At 41.5% G+C, this 26016-nt stretch carries 24 protein-coding genes; 12 read left to right on the top strand and 12 right to left on the bottom strand.

Annotated features, from left to right (window positions below; all coding sequences use genetic code 11):
• Position 1 precedes the first annotated feature (1 nt).
• Positions 2 to 748 carry an SDR family oxidoreductase gene (locus AC6RV6_RS01515; protein WP_500238769.1) on the top strand — a complete coding sequence of 249 codons (747 nt, stop codon included), beginning with the start codon at positions 2 to 4 and terminating at the stop codon, positions 746 to 748.
• A gap of 87 nt (positions 749 to 835) precedes the next feature.
• Here AC6RV6_RS01515 and AC6RV6_RS01510 read toward each other — a convergent pair whose 3' ends face one another.
• The 5 genes from AC6RV6_RS01510 to AC6RV6_RS01490 form a co-directional block, all read right to left on the bottom strand.
• Entirely contained in the window at positions 836 to 1726 is an 891-nt protein-coding gene (locus AC6RV6_RS01510; protein ID WP_500238398.1) for an ion channel, read from the bottom strand.
• Positions 1727 to 1768: 42 nt separating this feature from the next.
• On the bottom strand, positions 1769 to 2959 hold the full coding sequence (locus tag AC6RV6_RS01505) for an ABC transporter substrate-binding protein (protein ID WP_500238397.1): 1191 nt from the start codon (positions 2957 to 2959) through the stop codon (positions 1769 to 1771).
• Between the two features lie 68 nt (positions 2960 to 3027).
• Positions 3028 to 3372, bottom strand: coding sequence for a slr1659 superfamily regulator (locus tag AC6RV6_RS01500; RefSeq protein ID WP_500238395.1), 345 nt, complete (start codon positions 3370 to 3372; stop codon positions 3028 to 3030).
• Positions 3373 to 3413: 41 nt separating this feature from the next.
• Positions 3414 to 3995, bottom strand: coding sequence for a slr1658 family protein (locus tag AC6RV6_RS01495; RefSeq protein ID WP_500238394.1), 582 nt, complete (start codon positions 3993 to 3995; stop codon positions 3414 to 3416).
• Between the two features lie 215 nt (positions 3996 to 4210).
• A complete protein-coding gene (locus AC6RV6_RS01490) occupies positions 4211 to 4597 on the bottom strand; it encodes a DUF1823 family protein (RefSeq protein WP_500238392.1) in 387 nt (128 codons plus the stop codon).
• A gap of 118 nt (positions 4598 to 4715) precedes the next feature.
• Here AC6RV6_RS01490 and AC6RV6_RS01485 point away from each other — a divergent pair, with 118 nt between their 5' ends.
• Positions 4716 to 5639 (top strand): DMT family transporter, encoded by a 924-nt coding sequence (locus AC6RV6_RS01485; protein WP_500238391.1) that lies wholly within the window; start codon positions 4716 to 4718, stop codon positions 5637 to 5639.
• A 54-nt stretch (positions 5640 to 5693) separates the two neighbouring features.
• On the opposite strand, the gene AC6RV6_RS01480 is transcribed toward AC6RV6_RS01485, so the two are convergent.
• Positions 5694 to 7214, bottom strand: coding sequence for a hypothetical protein (locus AC6RV6_RS01480; protein ID WP_500238389.1), 1521 nt, complete (start codon positions 7212 to 7214; stop codon positions 5694 to 5696).
• A 70-nt stretch (positions 7215 to 7284) separates the two neighbouring features.
• Here AC6RV6_RS01480 and AC6RV6_RS01475 point away from each other — a divergent pair, with 70 nt between their 5' ends.
• Together AC6RV6_RS01475 and AC6RV6_RS01470 are read left to right on the top strand one after the other, a co-directional pair.
• Positions 7285 to 8850 (top strand): ArnT family glycosyltransferase, encoded by a 1566-nt coding sequence (locus AC6RV6_RS01475; RefSeq protein ID WP_500238388.1) that lies wholly within the window; start codon positions 7285 to 7287, stop codon positions 8848 to 8850.
• 171 nt (positions 8851 to 9021) lie between these two features.
• Entirely contained in the window at positions 9022 to 10221 is a 1200-nt protein-coding gene (locus tag AC6RV6_RS01470) for a class I SAM-dependent methyltransferase (protein ID WP_500238387.1), read from the top strand.
• On the opposite strand, the gene AC6RV6_RS01465 is transcribed toward AC6RV6_RS01470, so the two are convergent.
• Positions 10215 to 11318 carry a hybrid sensor histidine kinase/response regulator gene (locus AC6RV6_RS01465; protein WP_500238384.1) on the bottom strand — a complete coding sequence of 368 codons (1104 nt, stop codon included), beginning with the start codon at positions 11316 to 11318 and terminating at the stop codon, positions 10215 to 10217. The two genes, AC6RV6_RS01470 and AC6RV6_RS01465, sit on opposite strands and share 7 nt — an antisense overlap.
• Positions 11319 to 11438: 120 nt before the next feature.
• On the opposite strand from AC6RV6_RS01465, the gene AC6RV6_RS01460 reads away from it, so the two are divergent.
• On the top strand, positions 11439 to 12218 hold the full coding sequence (locus tag AC6RV6_RS01460) for an MBL fold metallo-hydrolase (protein ID WP_500238768.1): 780 nt from the start codon (positions 11439 to 11441) through the stop codon (positions 12216 to 12218).
• Between the two features lie 11 nt (positions 12219 to 12229).
• Here AC6RV6_RS01460 and AC6RV6_RS01455 read toward each other — a convergent pair whose 3' ends face one another.
• Positions 12230 to 15199, bottom strand: a complete 2970-nt coding sequence (locus tag AC6RV6_RS01455) for an ATP-binding protein (RefSeq protein ID WP_500238381.1) — start codon at positions 15197 to 15199, stop codon at positions 12230 to 12232.
• Positions 15200 to 15638: 439 nt separating this feature from the next.
• On the opposite strand from AC6RV6_RS01455, the gene AC6RV6_RS01450 reads away from it, so the two are divergent.
• Together AC6RV6_RS01450 and AC6RV6_RS01445 are read left to right on the top strand one after the other, a co-directional pair.
• Positions 15639 to 18026, top strand: a complete 2388-nt coding sequence (locus tag AC6RV6_RS01450) for a heavy metal translocating P-type ATPase (protein ID WP_500238379.1) — start codon at positions 15639 to 15641, stop codon at positions 18024 to 18026.
• Between the two features lie 185 nt (positions 18027 to 18211).
• Positions 18212 to 18637, top strand: a complete 426-nt coding sequence (locus tag AC6RV6_RS01445) for an FHA domain-containing protein (protein ID WP_500238377.1) — start codon at positions 18212 to 18214, stop codon at positions 18635 to 18637.
• A gap of 88 nt (positions 18638 to 18725) precedes the next feature.
• On the opposite strand, the gene AC6RV6_RS01440 is transcribed toward AC6RV6_RS01445, so the two are convergent.
• Complete coding sequence (locus AC6RV6_RS01440) at positions 18726 to 19058, bottom strand: hypothetical protein (RefSeq protein ID WP_500238375.1); 333 nt, start codon at positions 19056 to 19058, stop codon at positions 18726 to 18728.
• A gap of 197 nt (positions 19059 to 19255) precedes the next feature.
• On the opposite strand from AC6RV6_RS01440, the gene tmk reads away from it, so the two are divergent.
• From tmk to AC6RV6_RS01420, 4 genes are all read left to right on the top strand, one after another.
• Complete coding sequence (tmk, locus tag AC6RV6_RS01435) at positions 19256 to 19948, top strand: dTMP kinase (RefSeq protein WP_500238374.1); 693 nt, start codon at positions 19256 to 19258, stop codon at positions 19946 to 19948.
• A gap of 14 nt (positions 19949 to 19962) precedes the next feature.
• Positions 19963 to 20907 (top strand): DNA polymerase III subunit delta', encoded by a 945-nt coding sequence (gene holB, locus AC6RV6_RS01430; protein WP_500238372.1) that lies wholly within the window; start codon positions 19963 to 19965, stop codon positions 20905 to 20907.
• A gap of 67 nt (positions 20908 to 20974) precedes the next feature.
• Positions 20975 to 21799, top strand: a complete 825-nt coding sequence (locus AC6RV6_RS01425; RefSeq protein WP_500238370.1) for a metallophosphoesterase — start codon at positions 20975 to 20977, stop codon at positions 21797 to 21799.
• A 54-nt stretch (positions 21800 to 21853) separates the two neighbouring features.
• Positions 21854 to 22978: a histidinol-phosphate transaminase gene (locus AC6RV6_RS01420; protein ID WP_500238368.1), complete on the top strand. Its 1125-nt coding sequence runs from the start codon at positions 21854 to 21856 to the stop codon at positions 22976 to 22978.
• A gap of 20 nt (positions 22979 to 22998) precedes the next feature.
• On the opposite strand, the gene AC6RV6_RS01415 is transcribed toward AC6RV6_RS01420, so the two are convergent.
• The 3 genes from AC6RV6_RS01415 to AC6RV6_RS01405 form a co-directional block, all read right to left on the bottom strand.
• Positions 22999 to 23463, bottom strand: coding sequence for a hypothetical protein (locus tag AC6RV6_RS01415; protein WP_500238366.1), 465 nt, complete (start codon positions 23461 to 23463; stop codon positions 22999 to 23001).
• Between the two features lie 125 nt (positions 23464 to 23588).
• Entirely contained in the window at positions 23589 to 24299 is a 711-nt protein-coding gene (locus AC6RV6_RS01410; protein ID WP_500238365.1) for a GNAT family N-acetyltransferase, read from the bottom strand.
• A gap of 259 nt (positions 24300 to 24558) precedes the next feature.
• On the bottom strand, positions 24559 to 24753 hold the full coding sequence (locus AC6RV6_RS01405) for a hypothetical protein (protein WP_500238363.1): 195 nt from the start codon (positions 24751 to 24753) through the stop codon (positions 24559 to 24561).
• Positions 24754 to 24771: 18 nt separating this feature from the next.
• Here AC6RV6_RS01405 and AC6RV6_RS01400 point away from each other — a divergent pair.
• Positions 24772 to 26016, top strand: a 1245-nt coding sequence (locus AC6RV6_RS01400; RefSeq protein ID WP_500238362.1) for a GAF domain-containing protein, incomplete at its 3' end; no start/stop codon positions are given.

Here is a 26016-nt window from a genome sequence, read left to right as displayed (position 1 = left end):
GATGGAAAAAGTCATGATTATTACGGGAGGAAGTCGCGGTATTGGTGCCGCAACTGCTTATCTTGCTGCTGAGAAAGGCTATGCTGTTTGCGTTAACTATCGACGCGATCGCACTGCTGCAATGAGAGTGGTTGAGAAGATTAAAGAAAAAGGAGGAAAAGCGATCGCTGTGGCTGCGGATATGGCTTCTGAAGAGGATATTATAGCGCTATTTAAGACAACAGATGAGAAATTGGGAAGGGTGACGGCATTGGTGAACAATGCAGGTATTTTAGAGCAGCAAATGCGGGTTGAAAATATAGAGGCCGATCGCTTGCAACGGATTTTTTCAATTAACATTACAGGAGCATTTTTGTGCGCGAGAGAAGCGATTAAACGGATGTCTGCAAAACATGGCGGTAAAGGAGGCGCGATCGTCAATGTTTCCTCGGTTGCAGCACGTTTGGGGTCTCCGGGGGAATATGTTGATTATGCGGCTTCTAAGGGGGCGATCGACACCTTGACCATTGGTTTAGCCAAAGAGGTTGCAGAAGAGGGAATTCGCGTTAATGCCGTGCGTCCCGGGTATATCGACACCGATATTCATGCCAGTGGAGGGGAACCTAACCGGATCGATCGCGTTAAACATTTTGTTCCCATGAAACGTGGCGGAGAAGCGATCGAGGTTGCTCGTGCTATTTTATGGTTGTTATCAAGTGAGGCTTCTTATACGACAGGTTCATTTATCGATGTGGCAGGAGGAAAGTAATCGCGATCGAGAATTTAAAAGTGGCGTGACTTGCCGAACAACCTTCCCTCAGTTACTATCATAAAGTTCTAACACATGGGGTGTATTCTAAGAATAGGGAATCACATCATGAAAAGCCATATAATTAATTTTGCGATCGCCATTAGGTAAAGTTTTAATTACATCCACAAAGCGCATATTCCAAAGGATATCATGCTGCATATACATATGACGAGAATGAACAGTTTGACTCAAGGTTTCATCCAGTCCCATCAGCGTGACAATAATTGCGGCTTCTAATTCTGCTAGATTTTCTGCTGTTAAACCATATAAAGGACTCTCTTCTGTAATCGGGTGCATGACCATCCAACTTAAAGAAAAAACAGGAGTATTTGAGCGCACTAATTTCAGATCGTGCAAGCGACGAATACTATGTCCTTCGGGAGTTATTTCTGGGATTAAAACCGTAACATTGATTTGTGCTTCTAGAATTAAATTATTGCGTTTGTTAGCTGCTCGAAATATCAAAGTAGGGACATGATTGTAAGGGCAAATAACAACAACATTGCTAAATAAAACGCGGGCGCTAGGTACGGAAAAACGAGCAAACATTAACCCCGTTGCCATCGCAACACCAAGTAAACCGATAAAGACTTCAACAACAACTAAGAAGTTACTATAGGGTGTTGTCGGATACATTGCTCCATAACCAATAGTCGCCATTGTTTGCACGCTGAAGAAAAAAGCATCAGGAAACGATCCGGGTTCGGCATTGGCAATACAATCTCCTCCAATAACATAAGCACCCGCAAAGAAAATATTGAGAATAATATAAGCTAAAGTAATTGCACCGATTAATTTAGCCCAAGACATGGTAAACAAGAGATGATAAAAATCTTGCCAATGAAAAGATTCAATTCCATGTCGAATAAATTTGATACCACCCATACCTACTACGGAAACTTGCGGTGTTTTTCGTTTAGTTTTAGAAGATTTCATCAGTAGTGCGATCGCAAGATAATATTAATTGAAACTTATTATTTAAGGGTCGATTTGCCGATAAAAAATTGGCTTGCCATCTTGGATACGAACAATTGTTGCACTTTTCAGAGGATCTCCCGTTCCTTGAAAAGAAATTGTACCGCTAACGCCTTGAAAACGATCGATTTGCAATAAACCTTGACGAATAGATTCGGGATCGGTTCGTTCTTGCGATCGAATGGCTGCAAAGAGCAAATATGTGGCATCATAAGCTAAAGCGGCACCGTTATCGGGAAAATAACCGTATGTTTGGAAAAAATCTTCTCTAAAGGTCATTGCTTTAGGATTTTCGGGATTAGGATGCCAAAGCGTACTATAGAAACTGCCTTCAAGTTCGGTATATTCTTGAAGGGTTAGATCGTCCCAAGAATCTCCTCCGATCGCGATCGCTGCAATTCCTAACTCTCTAGCTTGTTTAATTTGTTCGCTCAGTTCATGTTTGTAATTGGGTAAAAATAAAACATCGGGTTGTAAAGCCTGAATTTGCTTTAATTGTTCGCGAAAATCGTGATTGCGATCGGTCGTATAAATTTGCGAACTGACAATTTTACCGCCCATTTTTTCAAATTCTCGAGCAAAGGTTTCTGCCAGTCCTTTATTATAAGCACTAGCAGTATCATAAAGGATCGCCCCGCGAGTTGCTCCGAGTTCTTGGCGGGAAAATTGTGCCATAATTTTTCCCTGAAAATCATCGATAAAACCAGCACGAAAAATGTAGCTTTTGTTAGCAGTTGTTTCAGGATTTGTTGAAGTTGTACTAATTGTGGGAATGGGAATGGTTTCGGCAAAATTAGCAACGGGGATAGCAATTCGGCTGATGGGAAGTCCAATAATTGCCACAACCTTATTATGGTAAACAAGATTGCGAATAGCAGTGAGTGCAGTATCGGGATCGTCGCGATCGTCTTCAATCAATAAAACAGTTTCTTGAGGTTTGCCGTTAACGATCAGTCTGCCTCGATCGTTAATTTCGCGAATTGCGAGTTGCATTCCGTGAATTGCTGTTTTCCCATTCGTCTCTGATAATTCCCCTGTCAGAGGCGCGATCGCACCAATGCGAATGGTTGGTTCTAGACGATCTGCTTCTGGGAGACGATCGTTTTTCTGGCAGGCACTAACAAGTATCGCCAAGCATAGTCCCATCAGTCCCCAGAGCAAAAAGATTGGCGAGTTTATCGGTCTAAATTTCATGGGAGATTCATCATGCGATCGTCGTCTCGATTACCAAGGTCGCGCGGATGTTCCTCAATTGAGAAAACTCATTCCCATTCTAGTTCCAAGTTTGGCATTAAGCGTTGTAAATTTTTTAACGATTTTCCTTGCCAAGGAATATTCTTTGCACCCTGTACGGTCATGGCAATTTCTTTATTTTTCCGAACTTCGATTGTGAATTTTGACAAAACATTAATTCCCGAACTATTTAAAAATTTCAATTCTCTTAAGTTCAAAGTAATATGAGAAGGCTTTTGTTCTACTATGTCATGTAATAGCTCGACAATGGGTTTATATTCGCTCATCCCACTTAAACGTAAAGAACCCTGACAACAAATCGTTTTAGTCGAGTCGTCATAGTTGATTTCGTAGGTTTCAGTTTTGATTTCCATTCCTTAATATTCCTTGTGCCGAGATGAGTAATAGATTATTGTTAAATATGTAACTGAACCATTGTTGTCACCGTAATGATAGCCGGAGTTTTTTGCACTGTTTCAAACTTCCAACCTAGTTTTGCACCATAGTCTTCAATCATGGTAAGATAGCCTAAGCGAGATGAAGTTCCAGTTTCTTCTAGAGCATTTTGTTCGAGTTGAGAAATAAGCATTTCCTGTGTGTCTACAGTTGTGAGTTTTTCGAGATAGATTTGAAAGGCTTTGACAGAATCGATGGCAATACTATTGGTAATCCGAAAAATCAAGCGATCGCTTTGCAGTTGTAAAGAAAGACCAATGGGATAATTCGTGCGATCGTCATTAAATTTCATGGCATTTTCTAACAGTTCATTAGCAATATAACTGACTGCACCTTTGATTTCCTCTCGCTTGTATTGAGTATTGGGATCATCCTCTCGAGAAGGAAAAAAGGTTGTGAGATAATCGGCTAAAAAGTCTGCAGATAATCCATTATTCCGCCAACGTTGTTGTAAAGGAACAGAACTAGGAGAAAAGCCAAGAATTAGATATTCCGGACTTTCTGGCAGGTTCTCGATAAAGTTGCCAAAAATTTTTATCATATTGTTATTTTTCCTTCTCTCGCTTTTTGGCTTTTTATACCATTGTCCGAGAGTAAGGTATGGGTAAAACATAAGTCATGACTCATGATTTTTTGTGAGAATTTTTCCCTTGTATTTATGGAATCAAAAAAAACGAGATTTACCTTACAGTTGTTTTTTCTCAATTATCGAGGGGCAATCCGGTCAAAACGATCTTTTTTAAGGAAATTTTCTCATTACGATCGCCGCTCGATGGCAATTCCATGAGTTTTCATATAGTTTAACAGCCAATTTGCCATGGTTGCGCGGCGAGCCTGGCGCGGGGTAAATTCTCCGATTTTGTAGCCTTTAAACCCGAGAGCCTCTTTTAAGAGCTGTTTGTTTTCTTTGGGAATGGATCGGGTTAACTTTATGGTGGGAGGGCGATAGGCAATAAAATCGGGTGGATGGGGATATTCTCCGCGCCATTCTTCAGTAACCCGATCGTTATCCCATTGTTGGGTTGACGCATTATAGCGATAATCGAGATAATGCCAAACTAATTGATTGACTGTACCATCTTCAATTTCTTCATTGAGTATCGACCAGATTGTGCTTGTATTTAATGGAGGGAGATCGACCATGAGATTAAGATTTAAAATTTTTTGTTATTTTGATTTTAACTCAAAGCGATCGCACTTCAAGAAAGCTAACGCAAAAACAGCGAAAATATGACTAATTTACTCATAGCAATTTATTGCCATGCAACTCTTCCCCAAATCTCCTAAATTCTGGCAAATTGCATCAATTTTAGGAATTGGCGTTTCTGCGATTTCCACAGCAGCAATTTTTGTGCGCCTTGCTCTAGAAGCAACGGGTTTTCAAGGAACGGGGTTTAGTCTTTTTCTCGCTGCTTCTCGTCTTATTATATCAGCCGGAGTATTCTTACCCAATTGGCAAGGAATTCGACAGACTTCGATTTCTCTCAAGGCTTTTTTTTATGCGGGAATTGCGGGATTGTTTTTAGCGCTTCATTTTGCAGTTTGGATCTCATCACTTTCTTTCACTTCTATTGTATCGGCAACGACATTGGTAACAACCAGTCCAATTTGGATTGCGCTACTATCTCGATTTTGGTTTAAAGAAAAATTAAAAACTGTTACTGTTGTTGGTATTTTTATTGCTCTTTTGGGAGGGATTGCGATCGCGTTGGGAGGATCGCAAAGCGAGACTATAAGTTCTCAACCTCTACTCGGAGATCTTTTGGCTTTAGTTGGTTCATGGTTCGTCAGTTTTTATTTATTGTTAGGACGAGAAGCACAGCGTCAGGGTTTGAGTACGGGTCATTATATTACAATTGCTTATACTGTTGCTGCGATCGTACTTTTCCCTTTTCCTTTTTTCTTGGGATTTGGCTATCTGGGTTATCCTCTGTCAGTTTATTTTTATGTTTTTTTACTGGCATTATTTTCTCAAGTTATCGGACATACTACTATTAACTGGGCAATCCGTTGGGTTTCTCCTGTTTTGGTCACATTAGCAATTTTATTTGAACCTTTTGGTTCAAGCGTTTTAGGTTATTTTATCTTTGGAGAAATTCCCAGTTTTATCGTAGTCATTGGTGCAATTATTATTTTAGTTGGGGTAGCGATCGCAGTGTTAGGAGAAAGAAAAATATCTCCGTAGCGGTTCAAGTATTGATGAGTTAATGCTTGTGCCTGTAATATTTCTCGGCTAAACTTATTCTTGTAAGCGAACGAAATAAAGATAATACTTTTCGTTATAGATATAGCTATTGGTGAATTTTGCGATCGCTTCGATATTTAAGTTTTCTGGAAATAAATCGAGTTCGTAATTAAGAACTAATAATATTTTCTCTGTTCGTTCATTAAGCAATTGCTTTACTTGTCTTAAAACTTCTTCGCGATCGACATCAATTCTCTGAGTGCTATAGAGGACAAAACTGCCCATCTTTTTTGATTCTGGATAGTAGATTGGGCGATTCAGATAACCACTAATTGAAGCCATAACTGCATCTTGACTACCGACGATAAACAAATCCTCTAAATTGTTATTTTGAATATAATTTACCGTTTCTCGACTCGCAGAATAAGGAATGATAAGATTGCGAGTAAAAGCAACAACTCCAGCAATGAGTTGAGTAGATAATATAATTGTCAAAACTATTTTTTTATGGCGATTAACCCATGCGATCGTTTTTGGAAAAATACGATTGGGTTGAGGAGAATAATAAGAGGAGAGCCAAATTGAAATAATTAAAACGATATAAAAATTTCCATAATGTCGCGGCGACCCTAAAACTTTAGTATAGGTAAAAAAGAGTAATTCTGCTGTACCCAATATATAGATAAATAAAGGAATCGGTTTTTTAATAAAGCTGAGGATAAAAAATATCAAGATCGAGAGAGAAATTATTGCATATAAGCTGACATCCAAAAAGCTACTATCTTTAGGAATGAGAATCAAAATATAACTATTCCAAATTCTTGCTAAAACTTTCATTAAATGATGAAAGTTCCAAAATGTATCCCATTTGATTAAACCACCTTTGAGTTCGCTATCTTGTGGAGGAATAAGCAGAAATAAGGAGGTAAAAAATCCTAGTCCATAAATAATAACACTACTTAAAATTGTTAAAAGATTCAGTTTTTTCTTAAATAAAATTAGATCGAAAAACAAAGCACAAAATAGAACAAATGCAATTAAAAGTCCATAAGCATTGGCGTTTGTCATGAGAACCAGAAAAGCGATCGGAGCGAGAAAATTTTTATCTCGATTCTTGAAGAATATACAAAATAAAAAAGCAAAAAGAATATAAAGTGCATAATTTCGGCTGATAATTGAATATTCATAAAAAGGCAAATAGCCAAAAGAAAATAATAGTTTTTGCAGACGAGAAAAAGGAGAGAAGAAAAGAAAAATAGTAATAATGCTTGTTGCGATCGCCAGATGAAAAAGCTGCATTATTAGAGGATTTTTAATTAAAAAATGCAGAAAATATAGACATAAATACCAAAGTGCAGGATGTCCTTCATATTTAATGTTATTAAATAAGTCTAATAAAGAAGAACTATCGCGAACAATTGCCCAAACATTTAATTCATCTCGCCACATGGAATGATTAAGCATCCCAATTAAACTGAGAATAAAAAAGAGAGAGATTATCGTTAAATTAAAATATTTTGGGCGATTGTAAAATACTAAAAATGCCGATTGCAAGGATTTAAGAGAGTAGTGCATTGAACGATCGAATCTGGAACGGAAAATATTATCATACTGATTGTGTGCCTATCTCTGCTATTCTGTCAATATGAAAAGACTATCTCGTTTCTACCAACAAATTCTTTGGACCGATTCCTATTGGCTATTGTTCTTCTTGCTAGCTGCTGTTTTTCTCTGGATGCTAGGATTGGGCAATGTTCCCTTAAGAGACTGGGATGAAGGTTCTCATGCAATTGTCGCCCGAGAACTCTATCGTCAGGGAAATTGGCTGCATTTAACTTACTTTGACGTTCCTTATTTTATTAAACCTCCTTTGGTCTATTGGATTATTGCCCTTGGCTATCACTTATTTGGAGGAATAGGAGAATTTAGCAGTCGTTTTAATCTTGCTTTTTTAACAGCTTGTGGTGTCCCTTTACTGTATTTATTAGGAAGAGAAATTTTCTCGCGGAGATTAGAAGCAATTCTCTCAGCTTCTGTTTATTTAACTTTACTTTCTGTCTTGCGTCACGGACGTTTGGTGATGTTAGATGGGATAATTAATACTTTTTTTATTGTTTTATTACTCTGTTTGCTCAAAGAAAGAAAAAAACAAGTATGGGGGATTGGGATTGGGATTTGTTTGGGACTCATCACATTAACTAAAGGCATTTTAGTACTGGCATTATGGGCGATCGCAGGAGTTTTTGTTCTCGTGACTCGTCACTGGAAGCTATTTATCAATCCTTATGCTTGGTTAGGATTAGTTTTAGGAATTGCGATCGCAGTTCCTTGGTATTGGTTACAATGGCAAACCCACGGTGATTTTTTCATTGAACTCTATTTGAAAGCCCAAAGTTTAGAACGACTTTCTCAGGCTGTGGAAGGCAATAATGGTACATTTTGGTATTATTTTATTGAATTAATTAAATATAGTCTCCCTTGGTTATTTTTCTTGCCGGGAGGTCTAGTTTTAGCGTGGAAACACAGGAGAGAAAATTGGGGAAGTTTAGTTCTCGTAGGAACGATATTATTTTTAGGAACAATTTCTCTCATGCAAACTAAGCTGCCTTGGTATATTATGCCTTATTATCCTTTTTTTGCTTTAACGGTTGGGACATATTTAGGGTATTTATGGCAGAAAAAGAATAATTATTCTCGTATTTTTCTTAGATTATTTAGCTTATTGACTTTTATTTCTTTCGGAGGTTGTATTTATTTTATTGTTACCCATCATTCATTGATTTTAATCGGCATGAGTGGTATCGTTATCAGCACGATGGGGTTAACAACTTGGTGGTTGTGGAAATGCGATCGCCGTTTTATTCCAACTTTATTTATCGGCCTGTATTTGAGCTTAGCATTATTCATGCTTTCTCCTGATTGGTTATGGGAATTAAACGAACAATATCCCGTCGAAAACGTTGCTGCGATCGCAAATAAATATACACCAGATAAAACAACGATTTATACCTCGTTTCCCGATTATCGTCCTAGCTTGGATTTTTATAGCGATCGCCTTGTTATTTCAGCTTCTCCTGATACGCTAAAACAATTATGGCAGGACGGTAAATACTTACTCTTAAATCGGCAAATTTTTGTATCTCTTCAACTTCCAGAAAGTTCTATTCTCGGAGAAGCAGAGGATTTTATACTAGTCCGAGCTCCTCAGTAATTTATCTTTGCATAATTCCGAGAAAATTAGTATCCGATCGCAAGAGATAGTCTCGGTTTCCTTTTCATCACTGATTCACCCATTCAATTTTAAGCTGGCATTGACAAAATGTCGCAATTTTAACAGAATAGGTGCAACCAAAGTTTCTCGATGTGCAGTTTCGCTTTTTCTATGATTGATAATTCTGACTTTTCCAATTCTCAGAGCCTTCTCAAAATTATTCGCGATCGCATTGCAAACTCCCCTCAACAGCGCATTACTTTTGCAGAATACATGGATTTAGTTTTATATCATTCCCGCTATGGCTATTATAGCATTGAAAGAGCTAAAATTGGTAGTTCTGGTGATTTTTTTACTTCTCCTTCTCTCAGTTCGGATTTTGCCGAATTATTAGCAGAACAATTTGTACAAATATGGAAAATATTAGGATTCCCTCAGCCTTTTTCACTGGTGGAAATGGGAGCAGGTGAAGGAATTTTTGCCTATAATGTCTTAAGCTATCTCAGCTTGCAATATCCCGATCTTTTTGCCGTGCTGCAATATAGTATTATCGAACAATCCCCTAGTTTTATCGACCGGCAAAAAGAAAAATTGCAAAACTTTATTAAAAAGAGGAATAACGTACACTGGAAGACATGGAACGACATTGAAAATACTTCACAAATTGGTTGTTTTTTTTCTAATGAATTAGTAGATGCTTTTCCCGTTCATAGAATCATCCTAAAAGACGGACAATTGCAAGAAATTTATATTACATGGAATGAAGAAAAATTAACGGAAACGATCGCTCCACTTTCTCAACCAAAACTCAAAGAATATTTTGATTTAGTCGAAATTGATATATTCAAGCAAGAGTATCCAAACGCATATAAAACCGAAGTTAATTTAGCAGCTTTAGAATGGATCGAACAGGTTAGCCAAAAACTAAAACGCGGATATTTACTAACAATCGATTATGGATATTCTGCCCAACGCTACTATAATCCTCAACGCCATCAAGGAACAATAAAATGTTATTATCAACACCGACACCATGATGACCCTTATGTTAATTTGGGATATCAAGATATTACCGCTCATGTGGATTTTACAGCCTTGGAAAATCAAGGAAAACGCTATGGATTAAAACAAATTGGCTTTACCCAACAAGGTCTATTTTTGATGGCATTAGGATTAGGGGATCGCTTATCAGAGCTTTCTACCGGAAAACTGAAGATTACAGAAGTGATTCAGCGTCGAGAAATTTTACATCAATTAATCGATCCAACAGGATTGGGAAAGTTTGGTGTACTTCTCCAAAGCAAAGGCTTAAACGAAACTCAAGAGCAAGAGAAATTAAATGGCTTTAAAATCCCACCAAGATTTTATTGATGCCGAGTTAAATAAACAGAAAATATACTGCCCTGTTCGGGTTCGGACTCTACAGTAATTGTACCTTGATGTGCCTCGATAATGCAGCGAGAAAGATGCAATCCTAAACCGCTTCCCGATCGCTTATGTTTTCCTTGATGAAAAGGCTGAAAAAGATATTCAATATCTTGAGGAGAAATTCCTTGTCCTGTATCCAAAACTTTAACTCTCACCCATTCTAATTGTAATTCTAAACTAATTTCAATTTTGCCTTTATCTGTAAATTTAATTGCATTACCGATCAAATTGGTAAAAACTCGGCGTAATTCAATACGATCGCCTTCTACAATTGCATCTCGATAATTCTCTCCTTCATATTTAAGAGATAAACCTTTGGCAGTAGCTAAAGGTATTAATTCTTCGACGACTTCCATTATTAACTCACCAATATTTAAAGAAGAGAAATTAAGTGTTTTTCGCCCAGCTTCATAGCGATAGACTTCCAATAACATATTGACCATTTCTAACAGGTTGCGATTGCTGCGAGCCATCACTGAGAGAGCTTCTGACATTGCACCTGAAAGCTCTCCTAATGCTCCTTTTTCTAATAGTTCCAGCATCCGATCGGCAGCAATGAGAGGAGTCCGTAAATCATGGGTTAAACGGGAGACAAAATCTTCGCGCTGACGGGCGATCGCATCTCGTTCGTCTACACTATGTTTGAGACGCAATAACGATCGCACTCGGGCGAGTAATTCATCCACTTCTACGGGTTTGCGGATAAAATCATCGGCACCGCTATCTAAACCTTTCACGACGCTTGCTCCATCGTAAGCCGTAATTAACAGAATAGGAATATAAGGAAGAACGGGATTTTTGCGAATGGTTCGCGTGACTTCCAAGCCGTCCATTCCCGGCATCATGACATCGAGGAGGACGAGATGAGGAGGCGATTTTTCAATATAAGCGATCGCATCTGCACCATTTTCTACCAAAATACTTTCATAGCCTTCTTCTGCTAAAATACTTTGTACCAGAAATAAATTATCTGGCGAATCATCCACTACAAGAATGTGGTTATTTTCTGGGGCGCGATCGAAAAAATAAGAGTAGTTCAATGTCGATCTGAATGAATTGGATGAGAGAATGCTATATCATTATTTTACTTCCTCTTTCTCGAGTTAGGGGTCATCAGCGATCGCAATTAATGACAAGATAAAGAAAAAATAAGCCTTATGTTGCAACTAACCTATCTAGATAATAATTCTTGGTGTATCGATTTGGGAAAGAGCCGCATTCTTCTCGATCCGTGGCTAGTTGATGATTTGGTGTTTGGTAACCTTGCATGGCTATTTAAAGTTATCCGTCGCGTTCCCAAACCCATTCCAGACAAGGTGGATCTCATCCTCTTATCTCAAGGTTTGGAAGATCATGCCCATCCGCAAACCTTAAAAAAATTGGATCGAAAAATTCCTGTTGTCGGTTCTCCCAATGCGGTAAAAGTGGTGCAAAATTTACATTACGATCGCGTGACTTCTCTCCAACACGGGGAATGTTTTACCCTCAATCATCACGTTGAAATTATTGCCGTTCCGGGCTCTCCGATTGGACCTTTTTTAGTGGAAAATGGCTATATTCTGAGAGACAACGAAACGGGAACGAGTCTTTATTACGAACCTCACGGCTATCATTCTCCCAAACTCAAAGCATTTGCCCCCATTGATGTCATTATTACCCCTATTATTAATATTAGTTTACCTTTAATTGGCTGCGTAATTCAAGGACGAGAGACTGCGATTGAAGTTGCGCGATCGCTGCAACCTCAAGTGCTTTTACCGACGGCTGCAGGAGGAGACGTTGATTTTCATGGTTTATTAACTTCCCTGCTGCGATCGCGAGGTAGTTCAGAAGAATTTCAACGATTATTAGAAAAGTATAATCTGGAAACTCGCATTATCGAGCCAAAACCGGGAGAACGTTATAAAATTCCCTTACAACCGCGAACGATAACAACATAATACAAAATATTTCACGTTTTAATAAGTTCTACAGGTGTATTTAAGGATTGAATCTCTTCTATTTGTCGCTGCTTTTGCCGAACGGGAATCTCAATAATAAAGGTCGTACCTATACCGAGAGAAGACACACAGCGCAAATGCCCTCCGTGCTTCTCAACAACAATTTGATGGCTAATTGATAGTCCCAAACCCGTTCCTTTTCCGACTTCTTTGGTGGTAAAAAAGGCATCAAATAATTTAGATTGAGTTTGTTCGGGAATCCCGGTGCCGTTATCTGCGATCGCGATCGATAGCCAATTTGCTCCCAGCCTTTGAGTTTGAATGGTAATACAGTGAGGATTCTTGACAATATCTTGATAAGAACGATCGCGATCGCTTTCCTCAAAAGCATCGATCGCATTGGCCAAAATATTCATAAAGACTTGATTTAATTGACCCGCATAACATTCAATGAGTGGTAATTCTCCATACTCGCGTATCACTTGAATTGCCGGATGTTCTGAATGGGCTTTGAGACGATTCCCTAAAATCATCACCGTACTATCAATTCCTTCGTGAATATCGACTCCTTTACAATCAGATTCATCTACCCGAGAAAATACCCGCAAGGAAAGCACAATTTGACGAATGCGATCGGTTCCAACCTTCATGGAAGCCAAAAGTTTCGATAAATCTTGACAGAGAAATTCAAAATCAATTTCTTCTTCGATCTCTTCAATTATTTCTGTTTTCTGGGGAAATTCTGCCTCGTAGGTCTCGATCAATTTCAGTAAATCTGCTACGTAATTCGTGGCATGAGTAATATTACCGTGAATAAAATTAACGGGATTGTTGATTTCATGGGCAATGCCAGCTACTAATTGACCCAAACTCGACATTTTTTCTGTTTGCACTAATTGCGTTTGTGCCTGCTGTAAGGTTTGTAAGGTGTGAGAAAGCTCTGCGGTTCTTTGTTCGACCCGCATTTCGAGTTCGTGGGTTAAGTTTTGCAGGGCAGTTTGCGTGCGCTGTCGTTCTTGTATTTCATCTTGAAGTTGTAAATTTTGTTTATCTAATTCTTCTTCTACTAACTCTTGACTTTCTTCATTTAAGACAAACCACCAAGAGGCGATCCCGCATAAAACTATAATGATAGCATAGAGGGCAAAAAAGAGATCGAAAATCCCTGCGATCGCACCTTGAAATAATGACGATGATTCTCTGACACCAAAATAAAAAACTAATCCAAATACGATACCAATTGTCCCCGATAACAACAAAAATGTTCCCAGAAAACGAGAAATTCTGAGACTGAGTTGAGGAGAGATTATTTTGAACCAAAACTTGGGGAGTTTAAGATCGAATGGCACTACTTGAGAAGGCTTGCAACTATCATGACAATGTGCTTCTAAAGTACAACAAAGAGAGCAAATATAACCATCATAAATAGGACAATGAGCCGTATCTACCGGTTCGTATTCTTGTTCGCAGATCGAGCAAGCAATCGAGGAAGAACTCAAATTGACAGTTTGACGGAGGGGATTTTCTCGCGCAATATAATATTTTCCTCGGGTGAGCCAAGCAATAATTGGTGAGAAGATAAAAGCAATTCCTAATGCGAGAAAAGGAGCATAGGCTCGAGCATAAATACCAAAAAAACCCACAAAAGCTAAAATAGAAATTATTGATGCGATCGCCATCGAACCAAAGCCGACGGGATTAATATTATATAAATAAGCGCGTTTGAATTCGATGTAAGAGGGACTGAGTTTTAAAGGTTTATTAATGACCAGATCGGCAACGAGAGCGCCGATCCAAGCGATCGCGACATTGGAATACAATCCCAACACTGCTTGTAGGGTTTCAAAAACCCCTAACTCCATCAATAACAGCGCGATCGCGATATTAAAAACCAACCACACGACTCGCCCGGGATGAGAATGAGTCAAGCGGGAGAAAAAATTTGACCAAGCTAAAGAACCAGCATAAGCATTGGTCACATTGATTTTAATCTGGGAAACAATCACAAAGAGAGTGCCAACTGCTAAAATAACCCTCGGATCGGCAAACATATCGGCAAATCCAGCTAAATACATTTGCACGGGTTCTTTGGCATCGCTGATACTAGCACCATGAGCGATCGCGAGGGTCGCTAAAAACGATCCTCCTAACTGTTTAGCAATACCTAAAACAATCCAACCGGGCCCGGCTGCTAAAACGGCAAGCCACCATTTAAAGTTATTTTCCGCTCGTTTTTCTGGTAAAAAACGCAAATAATCGACCTGTTCCCCTAACTGAGCGATTAAAGAAAAAGAAACCGTTGCTGCTGCACCAAATAACAAAGGATTTAAACCCGCACTACCCGATGAATTTCCTGCAAAATCGAGCCAATAGTTTAATGATTCTGGTTCTTTGTGCAAGACGAAAAAATAAGGAGAAACCATTAAGATCAACCAAATCGGTTGCGTCCACAACTGTAATTGGTTAATTAAAGTGACACCATAAAAAACTAAAGGAATGATAATAACAGAGCAAACGATATAGCCCAGAGAGAGAGGAAGGTTAAAATATAACTTTAATGCTTGTGCCATAATTGCGGCTTCAATGGCAAAGAAAATGAACGTAAATGACGCATAAATCAAAGAAGTAATCGTCGAACCGATATAACCAAATCCCGCTCCTCTCGTCAGCAAATCCATATCAATGTTGTATTTTGCCGCGTAATAGCTAATTGGCAATCCGGCTAAAAAAATAATCAAACCAACTACCAGAATTGCCCAGAACGCATTGGCAAATCCATAACTAATAATTAAAGAAGCGCCGATCGCTTCAAGAGCCAGAAAAGAAATTCCCCCGAGGGCAGTATTAGCCACTAAAAACTCAGACCATTTCCGAAAAGACTGAGGGGCATAACGAAGGGAATAATCTTCTACTGTTTCATTAGCAACCCAAGTATTATACTCGCGGCGCTCTTTGACAATTCGCTTGCTGGCTGCACTCATGTTTCGATCCAAAGTAAAATTTTTAATGATGTTTTTTAATTTCTTTCAGTACATTTACAGAGATTCTCAAGCAAAAACTTCGCAGTGTATTTTTTGATACAAGGAACGCAAACCATGTACTATCAGTCAGAAAGATTGCTATTATTTGCTTGGATAGACGAACCCAATATTAAAGTTATTTTCTCTGATGTTAACACAATTTTAACATGGCGATTTAAAGTATTGATATTATTTTTTCATAGTTTTTAAAGCCAAGCTAAAATTGCTTTACTTTGATTTTTATCCTCGATCTTTCTCCGTAAAAATACGAATATTAAAAAACAATATCGATCGCTTCTCGATATCTTTCCTCGAGAATCAACAAAAACAAGATGAAAGTACCGATTCAGGAGGGCTAGTATAGTAGGAAAATGCGATCGCCTACTCTCAAACCCCGACGATGCAAATTGCGACCCAATCTTCCCCTACTCCAACCTCTCCCACCCCGACGAATCTTGGGACGACAACCCTTGATGTTGGCGGGATGAAATGTGCGGGCTGCGTCAAAGCCGTAGAACGACAACTCAAGCAAAATTCTGGTGTGGTTTCCGCTTCCGTTAACCTCATTGCTGCGGTTGCCGTTATCGAATACGAAACCTCTGAAATTAATCCCGATACTCTCGCAGAAAAACTCACCGCCCGGGGTTTTCCCAGTCAGCCCCGCAGTTTGGACGCTCAAGCCAAGGCTGCACCTACCCTCACAGAACGCCGTCAAGTCGAACAAAAACGCCAACTTTGGCAACTGGCGATCGCGGGAATACTGCTCCTATTTTCGGGCATCGGGCATTGGCATCATTTGGGGGGACCCGATATTCCCGTATTCAGCAATATTTGGTTTCACTGGAGCTTGGCAACCCTTGCCCTCTTAATTCCGGGACGGGAGTTAATTATCGATGGGATGCGAGGTTTGCGGTACGGAATGCCCAACATGAACACCTTAGTGGGCTTGGGGACTGTCAGCGCTTATCTCACCAGTTTTGCGGCTTTATTATTGCCTCAGTTGGGCTGGGAATGCTTTTTTGAAGAACCTGTCATGTTACTGGGGTTCATTTTTTTAGGCAGAACCTTAGAAGGACGGGCGCGAGGAAAAGCCAGCGCTGCGATGGAGAAATTAATGGCCTTACAGCCTCCCGTTGCCCGATTGTTAGGAAACTCCCCCCAAGAAGAAGAAACCGGGATCGAGATTCCCGTCGAACTGATTCGACTGGGGGAATGGGTGCGCGTCTTACCGGGGGAAAAAATCCCAGTAGATGGGGAAATTGTGGCGGGAAAGACCACTGTGGATGAATCCATGCTGACGGGAGAATCCACTCCTGTTGCTAAATATCCCAGCGATCGCGTTGCTGCGGGTACCTTCAATCAATCCGGCGCGATCGCGGTTAAAGTCCTGAGAACGGCAAAAGATACGACTTTAGCTCAGATTGTTGCCTCCGTTGCGGAAGCCCAAACCCGCAAAGCCCCCGTACAAAAGCTAGCAGATACCGTCGCGGGCTATTTTGCCTATGGGGTCATGGCCATCGCCCTCAGCGTTTTTCTCTTCTGGTATTTCCTCGGGACTCATCTCTGGCCGCAGGTTCTTATGCCCGTAATGGCAGAAATGTCTCACGCCCTGCCGGCCATGACCTCTCCTTTATTATTAAGTTTAAAACTCGCGATCGCCGTTCTCGTGGTCTCCTGTCCCTGCGCCCTCGGCTTGGCTACCCCCACCGCCATTCTCGTCGGAACGGGGATCGGAGCAGAACGCGGAATTCTCATTAAAGGCGGGGATATTTTAGAACGAGTCCATCGCCTCACGACCATTATTTTTGATAAAACCGGAACTCTTACCCAAGGCCATCCCGTTTTAACCGACTGGGGTAGCGTCAAGGACGAAGAAGATCGTTATCTCCTACAACTTGCCGCCACCGTCGAAAGCGGCAGTAATCACCCCCTCGGAACGGCGATCGTTGCTGAGGCACAGCGCCAAGAACTCTCCCTCCTCCCCGCCACGGATTTTCATACCAAACCGGGTTTGGGGGTTCGCGCTACAGTTACTCTCGATCGCCCTCTTTCTGTTTGTTTGGGGAATCGCGACTGGCTGGCAGAAAATGCGATCGCGCTGCCAGAAACAATACAATCGCAATGCGATCGCCTCGCAGAAGCCGGAAAAACCATCGTTTATATCGCCATTGCCGGAGAACTAGCCGGCTGGTTTGCCCTCAAAGACCCCTTACGCCCCGATGCCGGCACCACCATTACCCGCTTGCAAGCAATGGGTTTAGAAACGATTTTAGCCACGGGCGATCGCCCGGAAGTCGCCGACGCGATCGCCCGAGAACTCAGCATCGATCGCTGCTTCTCCCGAGTCCGTCCCGAGGAAAAAGCCCAACTCATTCAAACCTTACAGCAGCAGCCTCAGACCCTCGTAGCTATGGTGGGAGACGGCATTAACGACGCACCAGCCCTCGCTCGCGCTGACGTGGGCATATCCTTGCAGGGCAGCACTGATATTGCCCTAGAGACCGCCGAGATCGTTCTCCTTGCCCCTCCCGATGGCATCCTCCCAGACCTCACCCTCGCCAGTGCGATCGCTGCCATTCAACTCAGTCGAGCCACCTTCAGGAAAATTCGTCAAAATCTCTTTTGGGCTTTGGGTTATAATAGTATCTCCATTCCCATTGCGGCGGGAGCATTATTACCCAGTTTTGGGATTGTTCTCAGCCCAGCCACTGCTGCTGCATTCATGGCATTTAGCTCAGTGGCAGTTGTAACCAACTCGTTATTATTACGATCTCAATTTAGAGTGTAATGTCAGACTAGAGCGATGTATTCGGTTAAAATTAAAATTTAGAATCAGCACCTTGCCCGAACAAAATCTCACAGCCTAGTTCTAAAGCCTAGTTCTAAAGCCTAGTTCATTTTTTCTGATTCATTTGTCCGAGTTCGGGCGCTGGTAATTCAGAAGACTTTTACTCGAGACCTCATTGATTGCTAATGCCTGCAACAACCCCGCAAGAAAATATTCTGGAACATATTCTGATCGTCGAAGATGAAGACGGCAGACGCTCTCTCCCCTTGTTAGAGGCATCTTATTCTCTCGGTCGAGAGGAAACTTGCGATATTCATCTCAAATCTCCTTTCATTTCTCGTCATCATGCGATGCTATATCGAAAACTGCGAGAAGATGGGTCTTCTTATTACCGCATTGTCGATGGCGACGATCGCGGTCGTCCCAGTTCTAATGGTGTGGTCATTAACGGCACCAAAAAGCCAGAACACGATCTCGATCATAATGACGAACTGGTTTTTGGGAATGATGTTGTGGCAATTTATCGCCAGCGCAATATCCCCCAAACAAGTTCGGCGGAAGACCCTTACGATATTACATTGATCGATCCTGCTATGATGATGGACGATTAGAAAATCAATAGAGGTGTATCGATCGAACCTGTATTGAGTTATTCACTAGAGTTATTGAGAAAAAATTGACAACAGATTAAAACTTTAACTAATTGGAAGCCATGTGGGTTGTCTCTTGAATCGCTTGCTTTACCGTATCAAACATTTGACGGCAGTGATTATTGGTTTGTAGAGGCAACTCTTCATTTTTAATCACGCAGTTCATGCGAACTTCTTCCGAATTGGTAGGTTGCTTGTCAACGAGAGCCTCAACCGTGACTAATTTGGAAAATGAAACTCGCCCCGGAATTTCTCGACCCATCAAATAATCGTGAGTATCGTAAATAATTTCAAAATTACAAGCACGTAAAATTTCACCAAGAACGGGTAAGAACTGGTCGAGAGGGAGAGGGACGTTGAAAGAATAAGAATAACGAGCCATATCAAAGTTCACCCAATCTGGACAGTGGTTTTGACAACTCCCATGATATCGAATGATATTGAAATGAGAGAGCCATCATTATTTACTCAGTACTTTTTTCTCTTGTTCCCACCCCTGTTCCGGATTCTCCAGACCTACAATAACTCTCAGCCGAAAACCGAGAAGCGATCGCAACAATTAGAGGAAACAGTAAAATCATGACGGGAATTTTAATCGCCTTCGAGGGTGTTGAAGGAGCGGGAAAAAGCACGCAAATCAAAGAATCGCGGGATTGGTTAGACCATTATTTTGCGGGTAAAATTCCCATTATTATCACTCGCGAACCGGGGGGGACGATTTTGGGACAGGAGTTACGCCGTCTTCTGTTAGAGACCGCTTGCCCGACGGTAACGACAGAACTTTTATTGTATGCTGCCGATCGCGCCCAGCATGTGGAAGAGATGCTCAAACCCGAGTTAGCAAGAGGGGCAATTGTTTTATGCGATCGCTATACTGACTCTACCATTGCTTATCAAGGTTTTGGTCGAGGAATCGACTTAAAATTAATTCATTCCCTCAACGAAATTGCTACAGGAGGCTTAGAAAGCCATTTAACCCTCTGGTTGGATGTCGCGGTAGAAATCGGACTGCAACGGGCAAAAGCGCGGGGAAAAGAGAGCGATCGCATGGAACGAAGTACCGTTGAATTTCATCACCGCGTTCATCAGGGGTTTTGTCAACTCGCTGCCCACAATCGCGATCGTATCATTCGGATTGATGCTCAGCCCCCTGCTAAAGCCGTTCAAGCCCAAATTCAACAAATCTTAAGGAAATTTTTATCAGAGCAAAACTTCTTGGAAAAATTTTCTTTTGGGAGAGAGGGAGTAAGAGAAAAACTCTTTAACCAATAACCCACAAACGTTATATGTCTTTTTCCGATCTGATTGGACAGCAACAAGCGATCGCATTGCTCGATCGCGCTATTGTCAAAGAGAGAATTGCGCCGGCTTATTTGTTTGCAGGAACATCGGGGGTCGGTAAGCGCTTAGCGGCTTTAGCATTTAGCGAACGGCTTCTCTGTCAAAATTTGTCAGAATCCCAATATGCTCTCATCCGCAAAAAAATTCAAGCCAAAAATCACCCAGATTTTCTCTGGGTACAGCCCACCTATCAGCATCAAGGGCAACTCCTGACAGCGCAAGAGGCCGCCGAGTCCGGACTCAAACGCCGATCGCCGCCTCAAATTCGCGTCGAACAAATTCGCGCGATCGCAGAGTTTTTGGCACGTCCACCGCTAGAAGCCTCGCGATCGGTAGTCGTCGTCGAAGATGCCCAAACCATGGCCGAAAGTGCCGCCAATGCCCTTCTCAAGACCTTAGAAGAACCCGGACGGGCAACTCTGATTTTAATTGCTCCTAGTAGCGACTCTCTGCTTGCTACTTTGGTTTCTCGCTGTCAGCGCATTCCCTTTTCTCGCTTGTCCCGAGAACAAGTCGAACAGATTTTGCAACAAACCGGACGAGAAGAAATTTTAGACGAGCCGATCTTGCTCGCGATCGCCCAAGGTAGTCCGGGGGAAGCGATCGCCGCATGGGAACAATTGCAAAATATCTCCAGCGATTTATTAAAAAAACTCGTAGAATTGCCCAAAAATCCCCAGAATGCGCTAGAACTTGCCAAAACAGTCGATAAAACCTTGGATACAGAAACACAATTATGGGCGATTGATTATTTACAATATTGTTACTGGCAGAAACATAAAATGCGATCGCGCCTCGAACAACTCGAACAAGCGCGAAAATATTTGAGAGCTTATGCTCAACCTCGTTTGGTTTGGGAATGTACGTTACTTTCTTTAATTGATTGTTAGCGATCGGTTATTATTTATTGGAGAAATCAATTGAGCGTTTCCTTTCAACCTCAAACCCCATTTTTTTATGAATCCTATTTTTCTAGAATCTTTAAAAATCGAAAGATTGACTGTTAAAATAGAAAACTTATCCTCTTCTTTACAAGGGATAAAAATCATACATCTTTCTGATTTTCATTATGATGGAAAACGACTTTCTGAATCTTTACTTACTGAAGTTGTCGAAATTAGTAATCAAGAAAATCCGGATTTAATCTTGCTCACAGGAGACTATGTAACCGACGATCCAACACCCATTCATGGTTTAGCTTTACGTCTTAAAAAAATAAAGAGTCGCTTGGGTATCTTTGCCTCATTGGGGAATCACGATCATTATCTACCCTATTCACGAAAGATTATTACCCAAGCACTGAAAAACATTAATATTAAAGTTTTATGGAATGAAATCTATTTTCCTGTCGAGAAAGAATTAGCAATTATTGGTTTTGCCGATCTCTGGTCGCAAGAATTCAATCCGCATTTTGTTTTCAATCAACTTGCACCCCAAACCCCAAGAATTGTTCTATCTCATAATCCAGATACAGCAGAATTACTCCAAAACTGGCGTGTCGATCTACAATTATCAGGACATACTCACGGAGGACAAATTGTTATTCCTCATTTTGGCGCATTTCAAAGTTTTCTCGAACCTTTACGCCAAACAATTCCGCGTTGCTTTCATCCTTATATTCCGATTTTGCGAGAATGTGCTAGAGTTGTCAGACATTGGGAATGGGCAAGCGGATATTACCAAATCGGTCAAAATCAACTCTATGTCAATCGCGGTTTGGGAACCTATTTCCCCGGACGCTTTCATTGTCCGCCCGAACTCACAGTTATTACTTTAAAATAGATAGTATCCCCTTTTTACAAACAACTAATAACCAACAACCAACAACTCATAACAATGTTTGATTTTATTCGCTCCGATCTTGTCAATCTTCAATCTTATAAGTCTCACCTTGGAGGACAAAGCGATCGGAATAGCGATCGCTTAGACACAAACGAAAGCCCTTACAATTTGCCCCCCGAATTCAAAGAAGAATTAGCGCGATTTTATCAAGATCGATTGGAAAATAACCGTTATCCCGATGGTGGTTTTGCAGAGCTGAAAGCTAACATTGCGGAATACGTCAATGAATCAGCGACTCTTACCGGACAAATCGCGGCGGAAAATATTTCCATCGGAAATGGCTCTGATGAATTGATTCGTTCTCTATTAATTGCTACTTGTTTAAACCAAGAAGGCTCGATTCTTGTTGCTAATCCAACCTTTTCAATGTATTCTATTCTGGCAAAAACTTTAGGGATTTCTTGTGTTGCAGCCAAGCGATCGCCAGATACTTTTGAGATTGACTTAGAAGATGCACAAAAAGCGATCGCGACTTCTCAAAATCCTCCCATTCGCGTTATCTTTGTCGTGCATCCCAACTCTCCCACAGCTAATGCCTTAACGCTTCGAGAAATAGAGTGGTTAAAAAGCATTCCCGCTCATATTCTCGTGGTTATTGATGAAGCCTATTTTGAATTTTCGCAAACGTCTCTCGTTGCAGAACTTCCCAAACATCCCAACTGGACAATATTGCGAACCTTTTCTAAAGCCTTTCGTTTAGCTTCTTTGCGTGTTGGCTATGCGATCGCGCATCCAGAAATGATTGATGCCTTAGAAAAAGTTCGCTTGCCTTATAATATTTCCGGTTTCTCTTTAGCAGCAGCGACATTAGCAATCGCACAAAGAAAATCGCTATTAAGTTCAATCCCTCAATTATTAGCAGAACGCGATCGCCTCTTGGAGGAATTTTCGCAACTCCCTCAACTTAAAACTTGGCCAAGTCATGGGAATTTTATCTACATTAGTTCGACTCGTTCCGAACTAGAAGACAAAGGCATGCGATCGCTCGCACGACACCTCAAAGAACGAGGAACTTTGGTGCGTTACACCGGAGAAGGATTGCGAATCACTATTGGTACTCCTGGAGAAAATCAACACACTTTAGAACGAATGCACGAAATCTTAACGGGTGACTGGTAATTTCAATGAACAATGAATAATCACCAATCACCACGGCGAACTTCAGTCACGGTATTGGGAAGAACCCCAACCAGACGCGCGATCGCCTCATCGGGAATTTGAGTGGTGGTTTCGGAATCGAACCAATTTGAAAATTGGTCCAGAATCTGTCTGACGCGGTTGTGAGCATCCGTATTTGTGATTATTCGATGAAAGAGTACGATCCACTGTCGTCGCATTAAAATCGCTCGTTGGCGATCGCGATCGTCTTTGGGAGACGAGATCGACCAATTTCCCACAGGAGTTAAACGTGTGACATCGGGATCGATAATCCCGCCAACTAGAGCGCCGGGTCCGGCAAACTCAGCATGATGGTGCTTGTAAATAATTAGGCCATTCCTGTGACGACTGCTAACAATTAAAAACTTTTGTTCTTGAAGATCGGCAAGAACACGATCGAGATCGCTATCGGAATCAGAAGAAGAATGGGTAGAAGGGGAAACCATGATATTAATTGCAACTGAAAGCTGGCAATCCTCGGGGTTTCTCTTACAATTGAGTAAAAGACCCTATTAAATTTTAACAATTTTCCGATAATTTTCTCTGTTGAGAGGGAGAAAAAGCAAAAATTTTATATTTGTTCGCTTTCAGCTAAGGATTTTCGTAACAATAAACACTGAGGTCGAGACCAAATCCAGTAGTTTTTAGAAGGTTCAACGCGATCGATGTGATAACCGAGATTGAGATATAATTTCTTTGCTCGTTCGTTATTTTCCAAAACGTGTAAATAAATTTCGCGATACCCCCATTGGAGGGCAAGAGGTTCGCAGCTTAACAGTAATTCCCGAGCAATCCCTTGCCGTCGGTAGTCCTGACTAACAGCTAAATTAGAAATATAAAGGTACTCTGAGGGATCTTCAGCGTGGCTTTTTAAACGATCTGAGGGGCTTATCTTGGCAGGACGGTCAGTCACATTATCTCTCGATCGCAACGCCATCTCAACGGTACCCGCCACATTCTTTGTTTGTGCTGTTTTGTGTGCTACCGTTTTGGACGATAGAGGTGCATCAACCGTAGCGATCGCGGTCAGACAACTATAATAAGGGACTGTAGAGTTTAAACGAACGCGCAAATCTTCAGAGATCCCTAAGCGCAAAAGCGGATACAGCCAAACCAGCAAACCTCGATGAGAGTAAAAACTAGCCGCTAAAACTTCAGACAAACCCTGTAAATCCCCGATGTTCGCCATCCGAATTTCTAAGGGGATGGTTCGCTGGGGGGATTGGGGAAAAGGCGAATGATTATACGCCGGTACGGGGGAAGAATTTGAGAGTGAAACCAAAACGATCGCGATGAGGTGGTTATGTTGATATCAATGACAGGCAAAACTAAAAATTTGATGAGAGAGAAATCTTCCCAGAAAGTCTGAGGGCAATTTCTCGACTCAATTTAAATTTTACCCGTAAATTTTCTCAAAAAACATTGTTTCCTCCTTGTCTTAAAAAAATGCGAACGTCAATACTGAATTGCCGACAATCTCTAGGAAAGATAGTATTGTTAAGAAAGTCATCTGCATTAACCGTGCTGCCCAACACCCTTCATCAGGCGATCGGGGTGTGGAAGCGACCCCCGATCGAACCCGTTCGCAATCCCTTTATTGGAGGAAGTCCATAATAATACTGGAAATTGGCACAAGAAATAAGTACGAGAAATTGACCCAAGTAAACTTGGCGATTTTCCCTGATTTCTTGGATGCGATCGCATTGGTGCAGGCAATAAGCCCCGATAGCGGGCAAACTCTAGGAGAGCGGTGAATGACGAGTCCCCAAGCACGACGGAAAAAACCTAAAATTCTGGTTGTTGATGACGAACCAGATAATCTCGATCTGCTCTACCGCACTTTTTATCGCGACTATAAGGTTCTCAAAGCGGAAAGCGGCCCGGTGGGTTTGGATGTTTTGGCGCAAAACCCCGATATTGCCGTGATTATCTCCGATCAGCGCATGCCGATTATGAGCGGCACGGAATTTCTCAGTCTCGCTGCTGTCCAATATCCCGATATCATTCGCATTATCTTAACCGGCTATACCGATGTTGAAGATTTAGTCGAAGCCATTAATAGCGGTAAAGTTTTTAAATATGTGACCAAACCTTGGGAAGCCGAACACCTCAAAGGAATTGTCCGTCAGGCTCTCGATACTCACAATGTTTTAAAAGTTAGCACCGACCAACTTTATCGCTCTCTTAAGCGAGAGACCTTACTTAATACCGTAACCAATACCATTCGCAATGCTCAATACGGTCGGATGGGGGAATCTCCCTTGCAAGAAGTTTTACAAACGATTGTCGATACGGTCGGCCATATGCTGGATGTGGATCTGTGTATTTTACGAACTTTTGATGAGGATGATGCGATCGAAGGCTCTTTTGCCTATCAAAAATCAGAGAATGAGGAATCCCATACTCCGATCGCTGCCGCAGTCCTAGATCTGACGATCTGGGAAACGCGAGAGGTACAAGCGATCGATGAGATTGAAACGTCGGACTTTCTCCAAGACGACAGCCCAGAAATTACAGCACGCATTCAAGCCTTTCAACAAGCGGATATTCGCTCTACATTAATCATTCCGCTCATCAGTCAAGGAGATTTAACGGCGGTTATGGCGCTTCATCGCTGTGGAGAGCAACATTTTTGGGAAGATGATGAAACTCAACTGGCCGTGATGGTGGCAGATCAGGCCGCCCTTGCCATTTCTCAAGCGCAGTCCTACGAACGAGTACAGGCTTTGGCCAAGCGGCAGGCTTTGGTTAACACGATCGCTAAAGGCATTCGCTCTTCCCTCGATCCCCAAGAAATTTTTATGGCAGTCACGCAACAGTTGGGAAGTACCCTTGAGGTGGATGGTTGTGCCTTGTCTTTATGGACGGAAGAAGATGAATTTGTTAAGTGCGTGGGATTATACGATCGCGCCTTGGCCTCGGTAGAAACCGAAGCAGATCCCGCGTTACCAGTCACCAGTCACCAGTCACCAGTCACCAGTCACCAGTCACCAGTCACC

Source organism: Spirulina sp. LEGE 11439, from assembly GCF_059821285.1.
This window is presented reverse-complemented; position numbering and strand designations above follow the sequence as displayed.

Bases quoted from the DNA above. Each gene is read 5' to 3' on its own strand.
- AC6RV6_RS01420 (WP_500238368.1), top strand. From the start codon at position 21,854: ATGTTTGATTTTATTCGCTCCGATCTTGTCAATCTTCAATCTTATAAG.
- AC6RV6_RS01505 (WP_500238397.1), bottom strand. From the start codon at position 2,959: ATGAAATTTAGACCGATAAACTCGCCAATCTTTTTGCTCTGGGGACTG.
- holB (WP_500238372.1), top strand. From the start codon at position 19,963: ATGTCTTTTTCCGATCTGATTGGACAGCAACAAGCGATCGCATTGCTC.
- tmk (WP_500238374.1), top strand. From the start codon at position 19,256: ATGACGGGAATTTTAATCGCCTTCGAGGGTGTTGAAGGAGCGGGAAAA.
- AC6RV6_RS01495 (WP_500238394.1), bottom strand. From the start codon at position 3,995: ATGATAAAAATTTTTGGCAACTTTATCGAGAACCTGCCAGAAAGTCCG.
- AC6RV6_RS01510 (WP_500238398.1), bottom strand. From the start codon at position 1,726: ATGAAATCTTCTAAAACTAAACGAAAAACACCGCAAGTTTCCGTAGTA.
- AC6RV6_RS01500 (WP_500238395.1), bottom strand. From the start codon at position 3,372: ATGGAAATCAAAACTGAAACCTACGAAATCAACTATGACGACTCGACT.
- AC6RV6_RS01415 (WP_500238366.1), bottom strand. From the start codon at position 23,463: ATGGTTTCCCCTTCTACCCATTCTTCTTCTGATTCCGATAGCGATCTC.
- AC6RV6_RS01490 (WP_500238392.1), bottom strand. From the start codon at position 4,597: ATGGTCGATCTCCCTCCATTAAATACAAGCACAATCTGGTCGATACTC.
- AC6RV6_RS01450 (WP_500238379.1), top strand. From the start codon at position 15,639: ATGCAAATTGCGACCCAATCTTCCCCTACTCCAACCTCTCCCACCCCG.
- AC6RV6_RS01515 (WP_500238769.1), top strand. From the start codon at position 2: ATGGAAAAAGTCATGATTATTACGGGAGGAAGTCGCGGTATTGGTGCC.
- AC6RV6_RS01445 (WP_500238377.1), top strand. From the start codon at position 18,212: ATGCCTGCAACAACCCCGCAAGAAAATATTCTGGAACATATTCTGATC.
- AC6RV6_RS01480 (WP_500238389.1), bottom strand. From the start codon at position 7,214: ATGCACTACTCTCTTAAATCCTTGCAATCGGCATTTTTAGTATTTTAC.
- AC6RV6_RS01440 (WP_500238375.1), bottom strand. From the start codon at position 19,058: ATGGCTCGTTATTCTTATTCTTTCAACGTCCCTCTCCCTCTCGACCAG.
- AC6RV6_RS01475 (WP_500238388.1), top strand. From the start codon at position 7,285: ATGAAAAGACTATCTCGTTTCTACCAACAAATTCTTTGGACCGATTCC.
- AC6RV6_RS01470 (WP_500238387.1), top strand. From the start codon at position 9,022: ATGATTGATAATTCTGACTTTTCCAATTCTCAGAGCCTTCTCAAAATT.
- AC6RV6_RS01455 (WP_500238381.1), bottom strand. From the start codon at position 15,199: ATGAGTGCAGCCAGCAAGCGAATTGTCAAAGAGCGCCGCGAGTATAAT.
- AC6RV6_RS01425 (WP_500238370.1), top strand. From the start codon at position 20,975: ATGAATCCTATTTTTCTAGAATCTTTAAAAATCGAAAGATTGACTGTT.
- AC6RV6_RS01485 (WP_500238391.1), top strand. From the start codon at position 4,716: ATGCAACTCTTCCCCAAATCTCCTAAATTCTGGCAAATTGCATCAATT.